The following is a 17,419-nucleotide window of genomic DNA, read 5'->3' on the forward strand; positions in this document are numbered from 1 at the left end:
TAGAAAATATCAACCTTCATATATTCCCCGTTTTCAAATCCTTTAGTTAAAAGAGCATCATAATATGGACTTATTCTGTTTCAGAATAGTTTATGACATCCTCCGCAATGACCTGACTATCACGAATAACCCTGTAGCCAGCTTTTCCACCATAAGGAATCGTTAACTCAATTTGTTTTTTCGTTGTTTCAGTAATGTCAAAAGTTTCTGCTGGTTCTGTCATGCTATGATTCATATCTTCGATGTAAATGATGACTTCCTGCTTAGGAAGAGGTTCGCCAGTGACCGGAACGGTTGGTTCATAATCAATGGTTATTTCCTTCACTACCGTTTTTGGGGGCTTTTCTTCTTTCCCTTTTGAGATAATAACAGATATGGTATCTCCCTTGGTCATTTCCGTTCCAGGTTTTGGTGATTGAGAAATAACCATGTCGGCAGGAACTTTTTCATCATATTTTTCTTCAGTCTCGATCTTGAGCCCTACTAAGGAGGCGTAATCCTGAGCACTTTTTAATGTGTATTGTGTTAAATCACTAAGGACAATTTTTTCTGGTCCTTTACTAACTTCAAATTCTATTACAGTATCTTCAGGGACGACTTTTTCACCACCAGGAGGTGATTGATTAAGGATCGTTCCTGGTTCACTTTCATCATATTTCTCATTCTTCCTTATATCTTTAAAATTCCTATTTTCCAATAATAGGAAAACATCATCGTATAGTCTTCCCTTATAATCTGAGAGTTCCGTTTTTTCTTTGCCCGTACTCACATATAGTGTAACTTTTGTGTTTTCCTTGACCGTTGTGCCAATTTCAGGGTCTGTCTTAATGACTTCTCCTTCATCAATCAAATCATCTGTTATTTTGATTTTTTTCTCTACATCTAAACCGTTAAGCTTTAGCTTGGAAATCGCATCATCTAATTCCATCCCGCTTACATCAGGGATTTTGATATCTTTAGCAGATAATAATGCAGGTAAAAGGGTAGGAGCTAAGAGTCCAAGAACAGCAAGGATAAGAAAAGTGGTAATTAAGACAGCTGGCCATTTTTTCCGCTTTTTCTTACTATCTTTTTCTTTTTCTTTCTCTTTCTTCGGTGTATCTATTTTGTTTGGTAAAATTTTATCGGCACTATGAACTAATGTTTCATCAAGATTTTTATGCGGACGGTCATTCGTAATAATCGGTATTGCCTTAGTTGCTTCATCATCAATTGGAATGTTAAACTTAGGTTCATTCATTCTCTCAGGATTAAGTGCTGTTCTTAAATCCTCCTCCATTTCATCAACACTGTTATAACGATGGAAGGGGTCTTTTGCAGTAGCCTTCAATACAATATTCTCTACACTTTGCGGTATGTTGGGATTCCATCTTCTTAAAGAAGGCGTTTCCGATTGGAGATGCTTTAACGCAATCGAAACGGCCGATTCCCCAGAGAATGGAAGCCTCCCAGTTAAAATTTCGAACATAACAATCCCTAGAGAATATATATCAGATTTTCTATTTGCCATGCCGCCTCTTGCTTGTTCTGGTGATAAATAGTGAACGGAACCTAAAACAGAATTTGTTTGGGTAATGCTTGTAGCACTTAGTGCCATTGCAATGCCAAAATCAGTAATTTTCACATTGCCATTCCGATCAATTAGTATGTTATGCGGCTTAATATCACGATGAATAATATGATTTTGATGGGCATGAGTTATGGCAGAAGTTAATTGCATCATAATATCTACAGCTTTTTCGACACGTAGTGATGAATGTTGATGTATGTATTGCTTTAATGTCTGCCCATTCACATATTCCATAACAATATAGTAAAGTGAATCCTCTTCTCCTACATCGTAAATACTTACAATATTGGGATGGGTAAGACTGGTAGCTGATTGTGCTTCTCTATGAAAACGGCGAATAAATTCCTCATCATTAACATAATCAAGACGGAGCATTTTAACAGCAACTTCTCTGTCTAAAATCATATCATGTGCTAAATACACATTTGCCATACCGCCTCCGCCAATCATTTCAAGAACTTTATAGCGGCCGCTTATTCTCTTCCCAATAATCACTGATTATCACCCAATTCATTATCATTAGCATATTCTAATATGATCAGGGTAATATTGTCTTCTCCACCATTATCATTTGCGATCTTAATTAAGGTAGAAGCCTTTTCTTCAATTGAATCTTCATTTTGAAGAATTTGTACCATTTCCTTTTCATTCACTTTATTGGACAATCCATCAGAGCATAATAGAAGGTAATCTCCTTCTTCAAACATGATCGTTTTAATATCGATTTTAACATCCTGTTCTGTTCCAAGTGCTCTTAATATCCAATTTTTCCTTGGATGGTGCTCCGCATCCTCTTTTGTAATTTGTCCTGTTCGGACTAATTCATTGACGAGCGTATGGTCCTCCGTAAGCTGCTTGAACCCAGTATCATTTAGAATATAACAACGACTATCTCCGACATGGGCAATACTTGTAAAATTCTCGGAAGCAATTACAGCTTCTATGGTTGTGCCCATCCCTTCACATTCCACATGTGATTTAGAATGTTCAAAAAGTAATTGATTAACCTGGAGAACATGGCTTTTCAGCCATGCTTCCGCTTGATCTGGGGTTTGAATTCCTTCAGACTTCTCCCACATTTCTTGGAGATGTGATACACTCATTTTACTGGCTACATCACCGGCAAGGTGACCGCCCATGCCGTCAGCTACGATGGCAAGGCGGTGTCCGTCCCGATTTACAAAAGTACCACCACTATCTTCATTATTCTGACGGACTCTACCTTGGTCCGTTTTAAAAACAGCTTTCACTTTTGTCACCTCGTCTCCTCTTTCCGCTCCTTTGCACGAAGTTGCCCACATGCTGCAGCTATATCCGACCCTTGCTCTCGGCGAATGGTTACATTGATACCACGATTCTTCAATGTTTTTTCGAAATCAAAAATTTTGTCTCTTGGCGTCCGTACATAATCCCTTTCAGGAACATAGTTGACAGGAATTAGATTCACATGGCACTTCAATCCTTTTAATAATTCAGCTAACTCTTCGGCATGCTCAACTGAATCGTTAACTCCTCCAAAAAGACCATATTCAAAGCTTATTCGACGCCCTGTCTTATCGATATAATACCTTACTGCAGTCATTAAGTCATCAAGTTTATAGGCCTTGTTAATTGGCATTAACCGTGAACGTAATTCTGTATTTGGAGCGTGCAGAGAAATAGCAAAATTAATTTGCGTGTCTTCATCGGCAAACTTATAAATCTTCGGCACAATTCCACTTGTTGAAACGGTAATATGACGCGCGCCAATATTAAGTGCTTTTTCATGATTAATTATTTTTAAAAATGACATCATATTATCATAATTATCGAAGGGCTCACCAATGCCCATGATAACTACTGAACTTACACGCTCATCAGTTTGATCAAGAGTTTGTTGTACTTTCACAACTTGAGCAACAATTTCGCCTGCTTCTAAATGTCTTTTTAAGCCGCCTAATGTAGAAGCACAGAAGGTACAACCAATTCGACAGCCCACTTGCGTTGTGACACAAACGGAATTCCCATAATCATGACGCATTAATACGGTCTCAATGGAGTATCCATCATGAAGTTCAAAAAGAAACTTAATCGTTCCATCAGATGAGGTTTGTTGAATCGCTGTATTTAATGTTGTTAGTTCAAAATGACTTGCGATTTTTTCTCTAAGCCCCTTCGAAACATTACTCATATCCTCAAAGGTTGTAATTCTTTTTTTATAAAGCCATTCAAAGATTTGTTCCGCACGAAATGGCTTTTCACCATTTTCTGAAAGCCAATCCTTTAATTCGTGTAACTGCAATGAATAAATTGATTTTTTCTTAATTTCCGTAGTTGTGTTTGTCTCAGTTGTATTTAATTGTTCCAACTGTTACACCTTCTTTCTTAAAACTGCAATATAGAATCCGTCCGACCCAAAATCCTGTGGGAATATCTGCAAATCAAAGCCTGTAATTAAGGGCTGGATTGCTTCAGGCATCCGGTTTTTAAAGGTAAAATCCCCGTCAAAGTCAGGATTGTTCTCCAGGAATGTCTTAACCGTATATTCATTTTCTTCTTTATCGACTGTACATGTACTATAGACAAGAATGCCGCCCTTTTTCAATAAAGGAGTTACGGAAGTTAATAAGTCTTGCTGAATTGTACTTAGTCGTTTTATATCCATCTCTGTTTTGGTATATTTCATATCTGGCTTTCTTCTCATTACGCCGAGACCGGAGCAAGGCGCATCTAGAAGAATCCGATCAAAGGATTCAGTCTTAAACTTTTCCTGTAAATGTCTAGAATCAGAAACACTTGTTTTTATATTTTCTAACCCTAATCGTTTTGCATTATCATTAATTAACCTTACTTTGTGCTGATGAAGATCAACTGAGATCACTTCACCGGTATTGTCCATTTTTTCAGCGATATGTGTACTTTTACCACCTGGTGCGGCACAGGCATCAAGGATATATTCGTTTTCCTTTGCACCTAACGCATAAGCTGCAAGCATTGAACTTTCGTCTTGAATGGTAAACATTCCATATTTAAAGGAAATGGTTGAAGCCAGATTTCCCTTTAATGATCGAATTGCCTCAGGAATGATTGGACTTTTTTCGATTTGAAAACCATCTTCTTCTAGCATGGCAATACATTCGTCTCTTGTGACTTTCGTGAGATTAACTCTAGCTGTTTGTAATGGTGCTGTTAGGTTAATTTCGCACATTTCTTTCGTTTTATCATAGCCAAATTGGCCAACCCACCGGGTAACCAGCCATTCAGGGTGACTCGTTTCAAGTGCGAGTCTTTTATCGGGGTCGGCAATTTCCTCCAAAGACGGGAGTCCTTCTCGCTGGATACTCCTGAGGACTCCATTCACCAAACTGCCAATTCCTTTATGGCCTCGTTTTTTGGCTATCTCGACTGCTTCGTATATGGCAGCTCTGTCCGGTATTCGATCTAGATACAACATTTGATACAGGGTCAGCCTTAATAAATGATGAACCCAATTTGCTAACTTTTTATTTTCTTTGACGAATGGCTCTAAAAAATAGTCAAGTGCCATTCGTCTTTGTAATGTTCCATAGACTAATTCTGTTAAAAGTCCAACATCCTTAGCAGGCAGATCGTTTTTTTCAATTGTCGTATTTAGCAGTAAATTGCTGTAGGATTGATTCTTCTCAATAGCTACTAACATATCCATTGCGATTGTCCGTACATTATTTATCGTTGATGTCATTCTATTCTCCTAGCTTCGTGCCTACTGAAATTTTTGAACCTCTTAAGAATTGTTCACTCATCATTTTTGATTTCCCAGAAGGCTGAAGTTCAATGATTTTAATTGCTGTTTCATTACCCGTGCTAACCGTGAATCCATCAGATTCTACCTTAAGGACGGTTCCAGGAACTTCTCCCATGAGCGCTTCTACCTTGTTTGCACGCCATATCTTTACAACCTGACCATTCAAGCTTGTAAACGCTACTGGCCAAGGGTTTAATCCACGGATATGGTTATAGATTTCTTCACCAGTTTTTGTCCAGTTAATTTTTTCCTGTTCCCGTTTAATGTTGGATGCAAAGGTTGCATCTGCATCGTTTTGCGGCTTTGGAGTAAGTCGCCCTTCCAATAGAAGCGGCAAGGTTTCCGATAACAACTTAGCCCCTGCTATACTTAATTTGCCGAAAAGTGTTCCGACATTGTCTTCTTCAGTGATGGGAACTTCGATACTAGTTAAAATATCTCCAGCATCTAATTTTTCAACCATATACATGATTGTCACACCTGTTTTTTGTTTTCCTTGAATAATTGCGTAATGGATGGGAGCACCGCCGCGAAGTTCTGGAAGCAAGGATGCATGGACATTAATACAGCCGTATTTTGGGGCTTCTAATAATTTATTTGGTAAGATTTGACCAAACGCAGCCGTAACAATTAAATCAGGTTTTAAGGAAAGAATTTTCTCGAGTTCTTCTTCTTGACGAATTTTTTCTGGCTGAAAGACGGGAATATCATGTTTTAAAGCCTCAACCTTAACTGGAGGGGGGGTTAATATCTTTTTCCTTCCTACCGGTCGATCTGGTTGTGTCACTACACCAATGACATCATATCCGTCATTAATAATTTGTTGTAAAACCGGCACGGAAAAATCCGGAGTACCCATAAAAACAATTTTGGTCATTCAGCTTCTACTCCTTTTAACTCATCTTCCTCTAGATATCTCGTCACCTTTGTTGTAAATAAAATCCCATCTAAATGATCGATTTCATGTTGAATCGCCCTCGCGAGGAATTCCTCTGCTTCTAATGTGTATTTTTTGCCTCTACGGTCAAATGCTTCAATTTTAACAAAATTGGGTCTTGTCACTTCGCCAAATAGTCCTGGGAAACTTAAACAACCCTCTGGTCCAGTTTGCTCACCAGATGTCTCTAAGATTACTGGGTTTATCATTTCTATGGTCCCTAGTTCATCATCAATATCAACAATTGCGATCCGTGCATCCAATCCGATTTGCGGAGCAGCAAGCCCCACCCCATCGTATTCAATCATCGTGTCATACATATTTTCAAGCAATTTTGCCAGTTTTCTATCAAACTTCACTACTGGCTTGCAAGCCTGCTCAAGTATTTCAGCAGGGTAATTTACTACTTTCAGTATAGGCAACTCATTTCCCCCATTAAATGCCATTTTGATTAAGGCGTATATAATTTTTTTATTGCTTACATTTTCACCAAAAAAGCGAAATATTAACCTTTCACTCTGTACACATCAAACAACTTACATCAAAATAAATGGATTAACATCTATTGTTACCATTAAGCCGCTCTTTGTATCTGCTTGATATTGATCTAATATAGTTTTTAACATTTTTGACAAGTTCGGTTCCCGCTTGTATTTTATCAGACATTGATAGCGATATCTATTATTAATCCTAGGAATCGGCGAGGCTGCTGGTCCTAAAACGACTGCATCGTTTGAAACCTGCGATCGTACATAGTTCACAATTTTCTCTGTGGCCGTTACGACTGTCATCAACTGGTCATGACTGACAGTTATCAATGATAAATAAAAGAACGGTGGATAATGGTGTGCTTTTCGTATCATCATTTCTCGTTGATAAAAAAGATCATAATCTTGTGTCCCGGCCAGTTCGACACTATAGTGTTCAGGTGTATAAGTCTGAATAATGACCTCACCTGGCAATTGGTGACGTCCTGCCCTTCCACTCACTTGAGTTAATAATTGAAAGGTCTTTTCAGAGGCACGGAAATCAGGTAAATGAAGCATCGTATCAGCCGAAAGAACACCAACCAAGGTGATATTGGGGAAATCCAAGCCTTTAGCAATCATTTGTGTACCGAGGAGAATATCTGCTTTGCCATTTTGAAAATCTGTTAATAATCGTTCGTGTGAACCCTTTCTTCCCGTTGTGTCAACATCCATACGAATTACCCGAGCTTCCGGCAGAATTTTTCCAAGTTCATCTTCTACCTTTTGGGTCCCTGTGCCAAAATAACGAATATATTCACTTGAACACTCAGGGCAATGTTTAGGAACATGACTTTCATACCCACAATAATGACATTTCATTTGTTCATGAACACGGTGGTAGGTAAGCGAAATCTCGCAGTTAGGACAATTCATCACATATCCGCAATCCCTGCACATCACAAATGATGAGTGCCCTCGTTTATTTAAAAATAGAACAGATTGTTGCTTTTTTTCGATGCGGTCCTTCAGCATGTCAAAAAGCTTTTGAGAGAACATGGACCGATTGCCATTGCGAAGCTCTTCACGCATGTCAATGATCTCCACTGACGGCAGAGTTTGATTATTCATCCGTTTAGGCAGAGATAAGAGTTGATACACGTTCTTTTGAGCCCTGGCAAATGACTCGAGTGATGGGGTTGCGCTTCCGAGTACAACAGGGCAGTTATAGGTTTTTGCCCTTTCAATTGCCACATCCCTGGCATGATACCGAGGCATTTCCTCCTGTTTATAGCTTGTTTCATGTTCCTCATCAATAATGATGATTCCTAAATTCTCAAATGGTGCAAAAATTGCAGATCTAGCTCCAACAGCTACTTTTACTTCCTTCCGTTGAATTTTGCGCCACTCATCATATTTTTCCCCTGCAGATAAACCACTGTGCAAAACTGCTACTAAATCCCCGAACCTTCCTTTAAAGCGATTAACCATTTGTGGAGTAAGAGAAATTTCCGGAACGAGGACAATGGCTTCCTGCCCTCTTTCAATAACCTCTTGTATGGATTGGAGGTAAATTTCTGTTTTTCCACTTCCGGTTACCCCATAAAGCAAAAATACCTCATGTCGATCGGTTTCAATTGCGTTTAGAATGGGTTCAATTGCTGTTTGTTGGGAATTTGTTAATGGTAAGGGCTTTGTTCGTTTAAATGTCCTATGTTCAAATGGATCACGATATACTTCCATTACATACTCAGTAAGTAACTTTTTTTCTACAAGTGCCTTAATGGTAGCGGATGTTGTTTTTAGTTCTGCGACAAGCTGTCTCAATTCAACTGCATCGAAATGTTCGACAAAATAATTTAAGACTTGCTTTTGTTTTTCTGCTTTCTGAGGGAAACCCTCAATGATCTCTTTTAATTCAGGAAAGGAAACAAACGGCCGGACAAACTTTAATTGTTTCTTTTTTACCTTTTCCTTAACGATGTATATGACTTCCAGCTTCCCGTTCGCTGCCTCCTTTTGTAACAAGGGAAGCATTCCATTCTTCAAAGCTTCTTCCCAGTCCACCATTAATTTGTTTTCAAATAGAGCGCGGATGGGTTCCGATAAATCAGCCAACTGCACACCTGCAGCCAGTTTTACTTTTTTTTCATACTTTGCTTTTAATGCCGCAGGAAGCATCACCTGATAGGCAAAGATTTTAAAACAAAGTGTATATTCGGTAAGCCAGTCACCAAGGTCTAATAATTCTTTATTTAATACAGGTTCAAGCTCCATCGGTTCGATTATTTCTCGCAATTTATTAAATTCAGATTGTGATTTTAAGGAAGTGACAAACCCTTGGATTTTTCTCGGACCGAATGGGACGATTACCCTCATCCCAGGCTGGATGACTCCACTCCACTGCTCTGGAATCAAATAATCAAAGGCCCGATCTGTTTGCTTTGTCGGTACATCCACAATGACACTAGCTATTTCCATTTTCATCCATTTCCTTCAATAGAGAAGTAATTTCTTCGATAATCCTTTTTGCTGCATTGCTCTTTGACATAATTGGCAAGTCTATTACGTCACCTGATCGTTTGAACAGCGTTACAATATTTGTATCTGTTCCAAACCCTGCACCTTCTGCTTTTACATTGTTGGCAACAATCATATCAGCATTTTTCTTTGTTAATTTTTTCCTAGCATATTCTTCAACATTCTCAGTTTCAGCGGCAAAGCCAACAAGCACTTGGTTCTTCTTTTTCTTTCCGAGTTCTAAGAGGATATCTTTTGTTCTTTCCAATTCAATACTCGAGTCACCTGCTTGCTTTTTCACCTTATGTTCATAAGTGATTTTTGGGCGGTAATCCGCTACAGCTGCTGTTTTTATGACTACATCCGCTCCGTCATAATACGATAGAACAGCGTTGTACATATCCTCTGCGCTTTCAACTTTTATTACTTCCATCCCATTAGGAGGTGTTAATGTAACAGGACCCGAAACTAATACCACGTGAGCACCTTGTTTTTTTGCTTCAACTGCAAGGGCATAACCCATTTTTCCAGTAGAATGATTCGAAATAAACCGAACAGGGTCAATTTTTTCGCGGGTAGGTCCTGCTGTTACCACAACAGTTTTTCCTTTTAAGGGCTGGTGACCTTGGCTGCTAAAGAATTCCCGGATAAGTTCCACCATTTTTTCTGGTTCTTCCAAACGGCCCTTTCCTACATATCCACAGGCAAGATATCCTTCACTAGGTTCAATGAATTGATAGCCATATTCCGCTAGGAGGGATATGTTTTTTTTCACGGCAGGATGGTCGTACATATGCACATTCATTGCAGGGGCAATCCAAACAGGTGATGTTGCTGCAAGCAGTGTTGTAGTTATCATATTATCGGCTATCCCATTCGCTATTTTCCCAATTGTATTTGCAGTCGCAGGGGCTACCAGGACTAGATCGGCCCAATCTGCTAAATCAATATGGGCAATAACACGCGGATTGATTTCATCAAAGGTATCAACATATACTTCATGGCGGGATAATGCTTGAAAGGTTAATGGGGTAACAAATTTCTGAGCAGATTCACTTAAAATAACTTTTACATGTGCTCCAGTTTGAACGAGCTTACTCGTTAACGCAGCTGCTTTATAGACGGCTATCCCACCTGTAACACATAATAATATTTTTTTATCTTTCATCATCTTCTGTTCCCCCGCTTCTTGTCATCAGTCTTTCTTTTTATTATGCAAGAATGAATGCAAATTTTCATCTTTTACCTACTGTAATTCGACAAAAACTACAAAAAAGCTTCACCAAAATAAAAAAGGCTGACACGTAAGGTTTCTCCCTCTTGTCACGCCTTCTCTTATGATTTCTTACGATATAATTATTACTGCTCACCTGTAGTTTCTGCTTTTGTAGAAATCCGGTACGTTAATTCACCACTATAAATTTCCTCAAGTGCTTTCCCTACATGCTTATGGGAAACATATTTTGGTAATCTTTCATCCTTAACTTGGGACATTACACGTGCACGCTTGGCAGCAACGGAAACAAGTGAGTATTTTGAATCAATTTTTTCAAGCAATGAATCAATAGAAGGATACAACATATTATTCAACCTCCAGCAATTTTTTATAGCGATATTCTACACGTTCTCTGCGGCAATGCTCTGCAGTGACAATAGCTTTCACTCGTTCACAAGCACGCTCCACTTGGTCATTTTCAACAACATAATCATATAATTCCATCATTTCTATTTCTTCCCTGGCAGACAGCATGCGGTTTTGGATAATATCATCGGTTTCCGTTCCCCTTGTTACGATCCGGTTCTTTAATTCGGATAAACTTGGCGGCATAAGGAATATAAATAAACCTTCAGGAAACTTTTCACGAACCTGACGGGCACCTTTTACTTCGATTTCTAAGAAGACATCTTTACCTGCATCTAATGTTTCACGAACATAGTCCACAGGAGTACCATAATAATTTCCGACAAATTCAGCATACTCCAACAGCTTTCCCTGTTCAATTAATTGTTCAAACTCTTCTCTTGACTTAAAAAAGTAATCTACTCCATCAATCTCCCCTTCTCGCGGTGAGCGGGTTGTCATCGAAATGGAATACTCGAAAGCTGTATCTGGATGGGAAAAAATTTCTTTCCGTACCGTTCCTTTACCAACACCGGATGGCCCCGAAAGTACAATTAACAGTCCTTTTTCCTGCATTTTCAAAAATCCTACCCTTCATCAATTATTTCATCACGATCAGCTAAACGGTGTGCAACCGTTTCTGGTTGAACAGCTGATAGAATAACATGGTCACTATCCATAACAATGACTGCTCGTGTCCGTCTACCGTAAGTGGCGTCAATTAATGCCCCCCGGTCTCGAGCATCCTGAATAATTCTTTTTATTGGAGCAGATTCAGGGCTGACAATTGAAATAATTCGATTGGCAGATACGATATTTCCAAACCCAATATTAATTAATTTAATCGACATGGTCTTCATCCAATCATCAATAATATATTTTGACCGTCTCAAACCATTTCTAAACTAGGCTTACTCGATATTTTGAACCTGTTCCTTCAGCTTCTCGAGCAAACTTTTGATATCGACCACCTGTTTAGCAATGTTGGAGTCATTTGCTTTTGATCCAATGGTATTGGCTTCTCTGTTCATTTCCTGGACGATAAAATCCAACTTTCTTCCAATTGGTTCAACACTTTGAAGGGTTTGCTCGAATTGTTGAATGTGGCTTTTTAATCGTGTAATTTCTTCATTGATATCTGCTTTATCAGCAAAAACGGCTACTTCCGTTAAGATCCTTGTTTCGTCCAATTGCCCATTAACAAATTCTTCCATCCTTCTTGTTAGGCGCTCTTTATATGATTGCACCACGAGCGGGGCGAACTTTTGAAGTTCAAACACATTCATTTCTAATTGTGAAAGTATAGCGAGCAAATCCTTTTTTATTTCTTCACCTTCTGCCAAGCGCATTTGTTTTAAAAATTTGGCAGCTTCTTCTGTTGCATCTAGAACTAGCTTCTCAAGCTCATCATTGCCGATTTCACTTTCTTCAATATGTAAGAGTTCACTTCGACTAAGCAAATCCTGAAGTGTTATCGTTCCTTCAACATCAAAATTTTCACGTACCTGCTTGATGATTTGGGCATACTCATCAAGAAGCTTCCAGTCAACATGGACTTTTCGGGTAACGATACCTTCACCCTCTAGGCTGACATATACTTCAACTCTACCACGACGGATATACTGACTTAGTTTCTTTTTCATTCGATCTTCTATTTTTAATAGCTGCCTGGGCATGCGGATATTCATTTCACAAAAACGATGGTTCACTGTTTTTATTTCCACATTAACAGAGAAGAAATCTGATTCTGCCTTGGCTCTTCCGAATCCCGTCATACTAATAACCATTTGTGCACATCCAATCTCCTGAAAAATTGATTGCTCCCTAAATTTTTCAAAAAAGAAAAGGTAATAGAGTGGATTCTATTACCTTTTGGATTATAACACACTTTATTTTGTTTTTCTTAACAAAAATGACCCTGCTAGTAAAAAAGTTGGAATGGATGATAACCCAACAATCAATAACCAATCCTTAGCTGCAATCGGCAGCGTGTGGAAAATCGGCTGCAGGGGCTGATAATAAATAACAACAAACATCAAGGCAAGTGAAGAGATAACGGCCCAAACAAGATATGGATTCCCGAAAGGATTTCTTGAGAGAACTGATTTTTCACTGCGGCAATCAAATACATGTATGAGCTGTGCCATGACGAGTGTAGCAAAGGCGACGGTTTGTGCATATTGTAACTTTGCTGGGTCGTTATGATAGACAACTATAAAGGATAGCAATGTTACAATCCCTATAAGGAAGCCCCTCGATACCACCTTCCAGCCTAACCCGCGAGAAAAAACACCTTCATCTGGACTGCGAGGCTTACGTTTCATCACGTTTTCTTCTGGACGATCAAGTCCAAGTGCCATAGCTGGCAGACCATCTGTAACTAAATTTACCCATAGAATTTGGATCGGGATAAGCGGGAGTGGGAGCGCTAAAAGCATCGCAAACAACATCACCAAAATTTCCCCAACATTGGAAGCCAGTAAGTAACGGACAAATTTCCGAATATTTTCATATATATTTCTGCCCTCTACGATTGCAGCTTTTATTGTGGCAAAGTTATCATCTAACAAAACAAGCGCAGAAGCTTCTTTGGCAACATCGGTTCCTGTAATTCCCATAGCCACTCCAATATCGGCAGCTTTAATAGCCGGAGCATCGTTTACTCCATCTCCCGTCATCGCAACAATATGACCGCGATTTTGTAATGCTTTGACAATTTTTAGTTTATGCTCTGGTGAAACCCTGGCAAAAACGGAAACATCATCAACAACTTCTTCTAATTCTTCGACAGACATTTGAGATAAGGCATTCCCATCAATAACCTTACTTTTATTGTTGATGATTCCAAGTTGGGAAGCAATTGCTTTTGCGGTGATCACATGGTCACCGGTAATCATAACCGTTTTTATACCTGCTTCCTTACATTCCTTAACCGCCTTTTTCACTTCAGGTCTTGGCGGATCAATCATTCCCTGGATACCAATTAACGTTAAATTCTTCTCTGCTTCCTGCTCACTTAATATAACAGTGTTAGCTTGTATTGGTTTATAAGCAATCGCAATCGTGCGCAGGGCCTGTGCCGCAAGGCCGTTTATTGCATCTTGTACCTTGAACTGTGTTTCTTTATTTAGGAATTGTGATCTCTCATCCCAAAGGACAGATTCACTAATTCCTAAGATGACGTCAGGTGCCCCTTTGGTGACAATAAAATGTCTTCCCTGCTTGTCTTTCACATGGACGCTCATCATTTTTCGAGAAGAATCAAATGGGAATTCTTTAATAATTGAAAATTCATTTAATAATTTAAGACGATCAAATCCTGCTTTCATGGCACTAACTAACAGTGCCCCTTCGGTTGGATCTCCATCTAGAAAATAATCATCATCCCTGACAACTAAATCTGAATGATTACATAGCATCCCAAAGATCAGCATTTGCTGTAATGCTTTTTCCTCTCGAGGATTAATAGTTCGCTCATTTCTATAAAAATTACCTTGCGGTTGATAGCCTACCCCGTCCACTGTCCAGGTTTGACCTCCGCTCCATAAATGGGTAACAGTCATTTTGTTTTGTGTCATTGTTCCCGTTTTATCAGAACAAATAACCGATGCACAGCCAAGTGTTTCAACGGCTGGAAGCTTTCTAACAATCGCATTTTTCTTAATCATTTTTTGAACACCGAGAGATAATGCCACTGTTACAATCGCTGGGAGCCCTTCTGGAATGGCAGCTACTGCTAGCGAAACACCTGCTAAAAACATCTCATAGATGTCGTGCCCTCTTAAAACACCCACGGCTACCACAAGAACTGTTAACAACAATGCTACCGTTATTAAGATTTTTCCGAGTTGCTCTAAGCGGCGCTGTAATGGCGTATCTTGTGTTTCGGCATTTTGGAGTAAATCAGCAATTTGACCCATAGCTGTTTTCATTCCTGTTGCAATAACGACTCCAACCCCGCTTCCCCTCGTGATCATCGTACCCATAAAGGCAATATTCTCCATATCACCTATTCCTGGGTTAGGATTGGATAGGGACTCAATCTGCTTGGAAACAGGAACAGATTCACCTGTAAGGGCCGATTCCTCAATCTCTAAACTTTTTGACTCAATTACCCTAACATCGGCACCGATACGGTCACCGCTTCCAAACTTCACTATATCACCAATGACAATTTCTTTTGAAGGGATTTTGGTCCACTGTCCGTCTCGAAGAACGGAAACTTGTGGTGCAGATAATTCTTTTAAAGCCTGTAGCGATTTTTCTGCTCTTCTTTCTTGAAAAAAGCCAAGAAATCCGTTAATAATGACGATGGCGATTATCGCGATGGCATCAATGTATTCGCCTAGCAATCCCGATATCAGTGTAGCTGCGAGAAGCACTAAGACCATAAAATCCTTAAATTGACTAAAAAATAAGAGTAAAACTGATTGCTTTTCTCCTTCATCCAATTCATTTAGTCCGTGCAGTTTCATCCGTTTTTTTACTTCTTCATGTGTCAATCCAGAAGAAAAGTCGGTTTCTAAGGCCTTTTCTACTTGTTCTATCTTCATTTCATGAAATTTCATCCGACCATCTCACTTCCCCCTTTAAATACCAATAAATACATGCTCTAAAGAAAGCTTATTCAGGGTCGTCCCAAAAAATGCTATGATATAGTGAAAGATAAAATAGATAATAGGTTAATTATAAGACAGTCTTTTTATAGTAAGCTATAATGAATTCATATGATTGTAGTAAAGGATGTTTTCCATGTCATTTGATGGTTTATTTACAAAAGCAATGGTGGGTGAGCTAGTCCGTTCGCTAAAGGGCGGAAGGATTAATAAAGTTCATCAGCCCTATAAAAATGAAGTGATTCTCACCATTCGCGCCAATGGTGTTAATCAAAAGCTGCTATTATCAGCACACCCAAGCTATGCAAGGGTCCAATTCACTGAAGAAGCCTATGATAATCCAAGTGAGCCGCCAATGTTCTGTATGCTGCTTAGGAAACATATTGAGGGTTACATTTTAGAGGATTTATATCAAAAAGAAACGGACCGAATAATTGTATTAGAAATTAAGGGCAGGAATGAGATTGGTGATATCAGCTATAAGCAATTAATTATTGAAATAATGGGGAGACATAGCAATATTGTTCTGATTGATAAATCGCGGAATATCATTCTTGACAGCATCAAACATGTCTCGTTTGCACTCAACAGCCATAGGGCCATTTTGCCAGGCCAGCCTTATGTTTCTCCACCTGAACAACATAAGCAAAATCCATTTCAGTGTGAAAAAGATGATCTACTAAGGAAACTTGATTTTAATGCGGGAAAAATGGACCGCCAATTAGTTGAGCAATTCGCAGGAATATCGCCTCTTTTTGCCAAGGAAGTAATGTTCCAAAGCGGTCTTGCCAATCGAACAACTGTACCGGAAACGTTCATTAATATGATAAAAAGGGTGGAAACAGGGGAGATTCTCCCTTCGATAATGACAGCAGGCGGTAAAGATTCCTTTTATTTATTCCCTCTTGAGCATTTAAAAGGAGAAGTTAAAACCTTTTCTACTCTAAGTGAAATGCTTGACCGTTTTTATTTTGGCAAAGCTGAAAGAGATCGGGTAAAGCAGCAAGGAAATGATATCGAACGATTTATTCATAATGAAAAAGAAAAGAATGAAAAGAAAATAGACAAACTGAAAGCAACATTAAAAGAAGCAGAGCGTGCTGAACAATTTCAACGCTTTGGGGAGCTATTAACAGCTAATTTATATGCTGCCAGCAAAGGGATGCGTGAAATTGAAGTTCTTAATTATTATGATGAATCTGGTGGGACGATTACAATTCCTCTTGATCCACGGAAGACACCTTCTGAAAATGCCCAGAGGTATTTTTCTAAATACCAAAAGGCCAAAAATGCGGTCGAGGTTGTTGTAGAGCAAATTGATAAAGCAAATGTGGAAGTAACCTACTTTGATAATTTATTGCAGCAGATACAAGCAGCTTCTCCTAAGGATATCCAAGAGATTCGTGAAGAACTGGTAGAGGGCGGCTATATTCGCGAACGGCAAAAGAAGAAACTGAAGAAGGCACAGAATAGTAAGCCAATTTTAGATCATTTTGTATCTACCGATGGGACGGATATTATCGTTGGGAAAAATAATAAACAAAATGACTATTTAACAAATAAATTGGCAGCAAGGGATGAAATTTGGCTCCATACGAAGGACATCCCTGGCTCTCATGTGGTGATTCGCAGCAAAGAACCATCTAATGAAACAATTCGTGAAGCGGCCGTTTTAGCCTCTTACTTCAGTAAAGCACGTAATTCCAGCTCAGTCCCTGTTGATTATACCAGGGTCCGGTTTGTTAAAAAGCCAAGCGGCGCCAAGCCGGGGTTTGTTATTTATGATAATCAACAGACGTTATTTGTCACGCCGGATGAAGAATTGGTACTTAAATTGAAGAAATAGAAAGGAAAGAGGGCATCCGCAAGGTCTCGGATGCCCTCTTTTTCTATTTATCAGCGGATTTTACCTGTTTATCAGCGAA

General features: G+C 39.1%; 14 protein-coding genes. 1 reads left to right on the top strand and 13 read right to left on the bottom strand.

The genetic code is table 11. The annotated features are described in order from the left end of the window. Nucleotides 1-70: 70 nt before the first annotated feature. From pknB to KW850_RS00750, 13 genes are all read right to left on the bottom strand, one after another. A complete protein-coding gene (pknB, locus tag KW850_RS00690; RefSeq protein WP_218345663.1) occupies nucleotides 71-2,065 on the bottom strand; it encodes a Stk1 family PASTA domain-containing Ser/Thr kinase in 1,995 nt (664 codons plus the stop codon). After that, complete coding sequence (locus KW850_RS00695) at nucleotides 2,062-2,820, bottom strand: Stp1/IreP family PP2C-type Ser/Thr phosphatase (protein WP_308128739.1); 759 nt, start codon at nucleotides 2,818-2,820, stop codon at nucleotides 2,062-2,064. The genes pknB and KW850_RS00695 overlap by 4 nt, the downstream gene beginning before the upstream one ends. Nucleotides 2,821-2,825: 5 nt before the next feature. After that, nucleotides 2,826-3,917, bottom strand: a complete 1,092-nt coding sequence (gene rlmN / locus KW850_RS00700) for a dual-specificity RNA methyltransferase RlmN (protein WP_218345665.1) — start codon at nucleotides 3,915-3,917, stop codon at nucleotides 2,826-2,828. 3 nt (nucleotides 3,918-3,920) lie between these two features. Further along, the gene (gene rsmB / locus KW850_RS00705; RefSeq protein ID WP_218345666.1) at nucleotides 3,921-5,270 is read right to left on the bottom strand and encodes a 16S rRNA (cytosine(967)-C(5))-methyltransferase RsmB; all 1,350 of its coding nucleotides are present in this window, start codon (nucleotides 5,268-5,270) and stop codon (nucleotides 3,921-3,923) included. A gap of 1 nt (nucleotide 5,271) precedes the next feature. Continuing rightward, the gene (fmt, locus tag KW850_RS00710; protein ID WP_218345667.1) at nucleotides 5,272-6,210 is read right to left on the bottom strand and encodes a methionyl-tRNA formyltransferase; all 939 of its coding nucleotides are present in this window, start codon (nucleotides 6,208-6,210) and stop codon (nucleotides 5,272-5,274) included. Then, nucleotides 6,207-6,692, bottom strand: coding sequence for a peptide deformylase (gene def, locus KW850_RS00715; protein ID WP_218345668.1), 486 nt, complete (start codon nucleotides 6,690-6,692; stop codon nucleotides 6,207-6,209). Before def ends, fmt begins: the two co-directional genes overlap by 4 nt. Nucleotides 6,693-6,806: 114 nt before the next feature. Further along, nucleotides 6,807-9,218 (bottom strand): primosomal protein N', encoded by a 2,412-nt coding sequence (gene priA, locus KW850_RS00720; protein ID WP_218345922.1) that lies wholly within the window; start codon nucleotides 9,216-9,218, stop codon nucleotides 6,807-6,809. Further along, a complete protein-coding gene (coaBC, locus tag KW850_RS00725; protein ID WP_218345669.1) occupies nucleotides 9,205-10,428 on the bottom strand; it encodes a bifunctional phosphopantothenoylcysteine decarboxylase/phosphopantothenate--cysteine ligase CoaBC in 1,224 nt (407 codons plus the stop codon). Before coaBC ends, priA begins: the two co-directional genes overlap by 14 nt. A 188-nt stretch (nucleotides 10,429-10,616) precedes the next feature. Continuing rightward, the gene (gene rpoZ / locus KW850_RS00730) at nucleotides 10,617-10,838 is read right to left on the bottom strand and encodes a DNA-directed RNA polymerase subunit omega (RefSeq protein WP_218345670.1); all 222 of its coding nucleotides are present in this window, start codon (nucleotides 10,836-10,838) and stop codon (nucleotides 10,617-10,619) included. A 1-nt stretch (nucleotide 10,839) separates the two neighbouring features. Then, nucleotides 10,840-11,454, bottom strand: a complete 615-nt coding sequence (gene gmk / locus KW850_RS00735; protein WP_218345923.1) for a guanylate kinase — start codon at nucleotides 11,452-11,454, stop codon at nucleotides 10,840-10,842. 11 nt (nucleotides 11,455-11,465) lie between these two features. Then, nucleotides 11,466-11,729: an extracellular matrix/biofilm regulator RemA gene (gene remA, locus KW850_RS00740; protein WP_026566410.1), complete on the bottom strand. Its 264-nt coding sequence runs from the start codon at nucleotides 11,727-11,729 to the stop codon at nucleotides 11,466-11,468. Nucleotides 11,730-11,789: 60 nt separating this feature from the next. Further along, nucleotides 11,790-12,665 (bottom strand): YicC/YloC family endoribonuclease, encoded by an 876-nt coding sequence (locus KW850_RS00745; RefSeq protein ID WP_218345671.1) that lies wholly within the window; start codon nucleotides 12,663-12,665, stop codon nucleotides 11,790-11,792. A 102-nt stretch (nucleotides 12,666-12,767) separates the two neighbouring features. Continuing rightward, entirely contained in the window at nucleotides 12,768-15,446 is a 2,679-nt protein-coding gene (locus KW850_RS00750) for a calcium-translocating P-type ATPase, SERCA-type (RefSeq protein WP_218345672.1), read from the bottom strand. 184 nt (nucleotides 15,447-15,630) lie between these two features. On the opposite strand from KW850_RS00750, the gene KW850_RS00755 reads away from it, so the two are divergent. After that, nucleotides 15,631-17,340 (top strand): Rqc2 family fibronectin-binding protein, encoded by a 1,710-nt coding sequence (locus KW850_RS00755; RefSeq protein WP_218345673.1) that lies wholly within the window; start codon nucleotides 15,631-15,633, stop codon nucleotides 17,338-17,340. The last annotated feature ends 79 nt before the right edge of the window (nucleotides 17,341-17,419 follow it).

Source organism: Bacillus sp. sid0103, assembly GCF_019219025.1.

Excerpts from the sequence above, each read along its gene's own strand:
- rpoZ (WP_218345670.1), bottom strand. The coding sequence starts at position 10,838 with ATGTTGTATCCTTCTATTGATTCATTGCTTGAAAAAATTGATTCAAAA.
- KW850_RS00750 (WP_218345672.1), bottom strand. The coding sequence starts at position 15,446 with ATGAAATTTCATGAAATGAAGATAGAACAAGTAGAAAAGGCCTTAGAA.
- rsmB (WP_218345666.1), bottom strand. The coding sequence starts at position 5,270 with ATGACATCAACGATAAATAATGTACGGACAATCGCAATGGATATGTTA.
- coaBC (WP_218345669.1), bottom strand. The coding sequence starts at position 10,428 with ATGATGAAAGATAAAAAAATATTATTATGTGTTACAGGTGGGATAGCC.
- KW850_RS00745 (WP_218345671.1), bottom strand. The coding sequence starts at position 12,665 with ATGGTTATTAGTATGACGGGATTCGGAAGAGCCAAGGCAGAATCAGAT.
- remA (WP_026566410.1), bottom strand. The coding sequence starts at position 11,729 with ATGTCGATTAAATTAATTAATATTGGGTTTGGAAATATCGTATCTGCC.
- gmk (WP_218345923.1), bottom strand. The coding sequence starts at position 11,454 with ATGCAGGAAAAAGGACTGTTAATTGTACTTTCGGGGCCATCCGGTGTT.
- priA (WP_218345922.1), bottom strand. The coding sequence starts at position 9,218 with ATGGAAATAGCTAGTGTCATTGTGGATGTACCGACAAAGCAAACAGAT.
- fmt (WP_218345667.1), bottom strand. The coding sequence starts at position 6,210 with ATGACCAAAATTGTTTTTATGGGTACTCCGGATTTTTCCGTGCCGGTT.
- KW850_RS00755 (WP_218345673.1), top strand. The coding sequence starts at position 15,631 with ATGTCATTTGATGGTTTATTTACAAAAGCAATGGTGGGTGAGCTAGTC.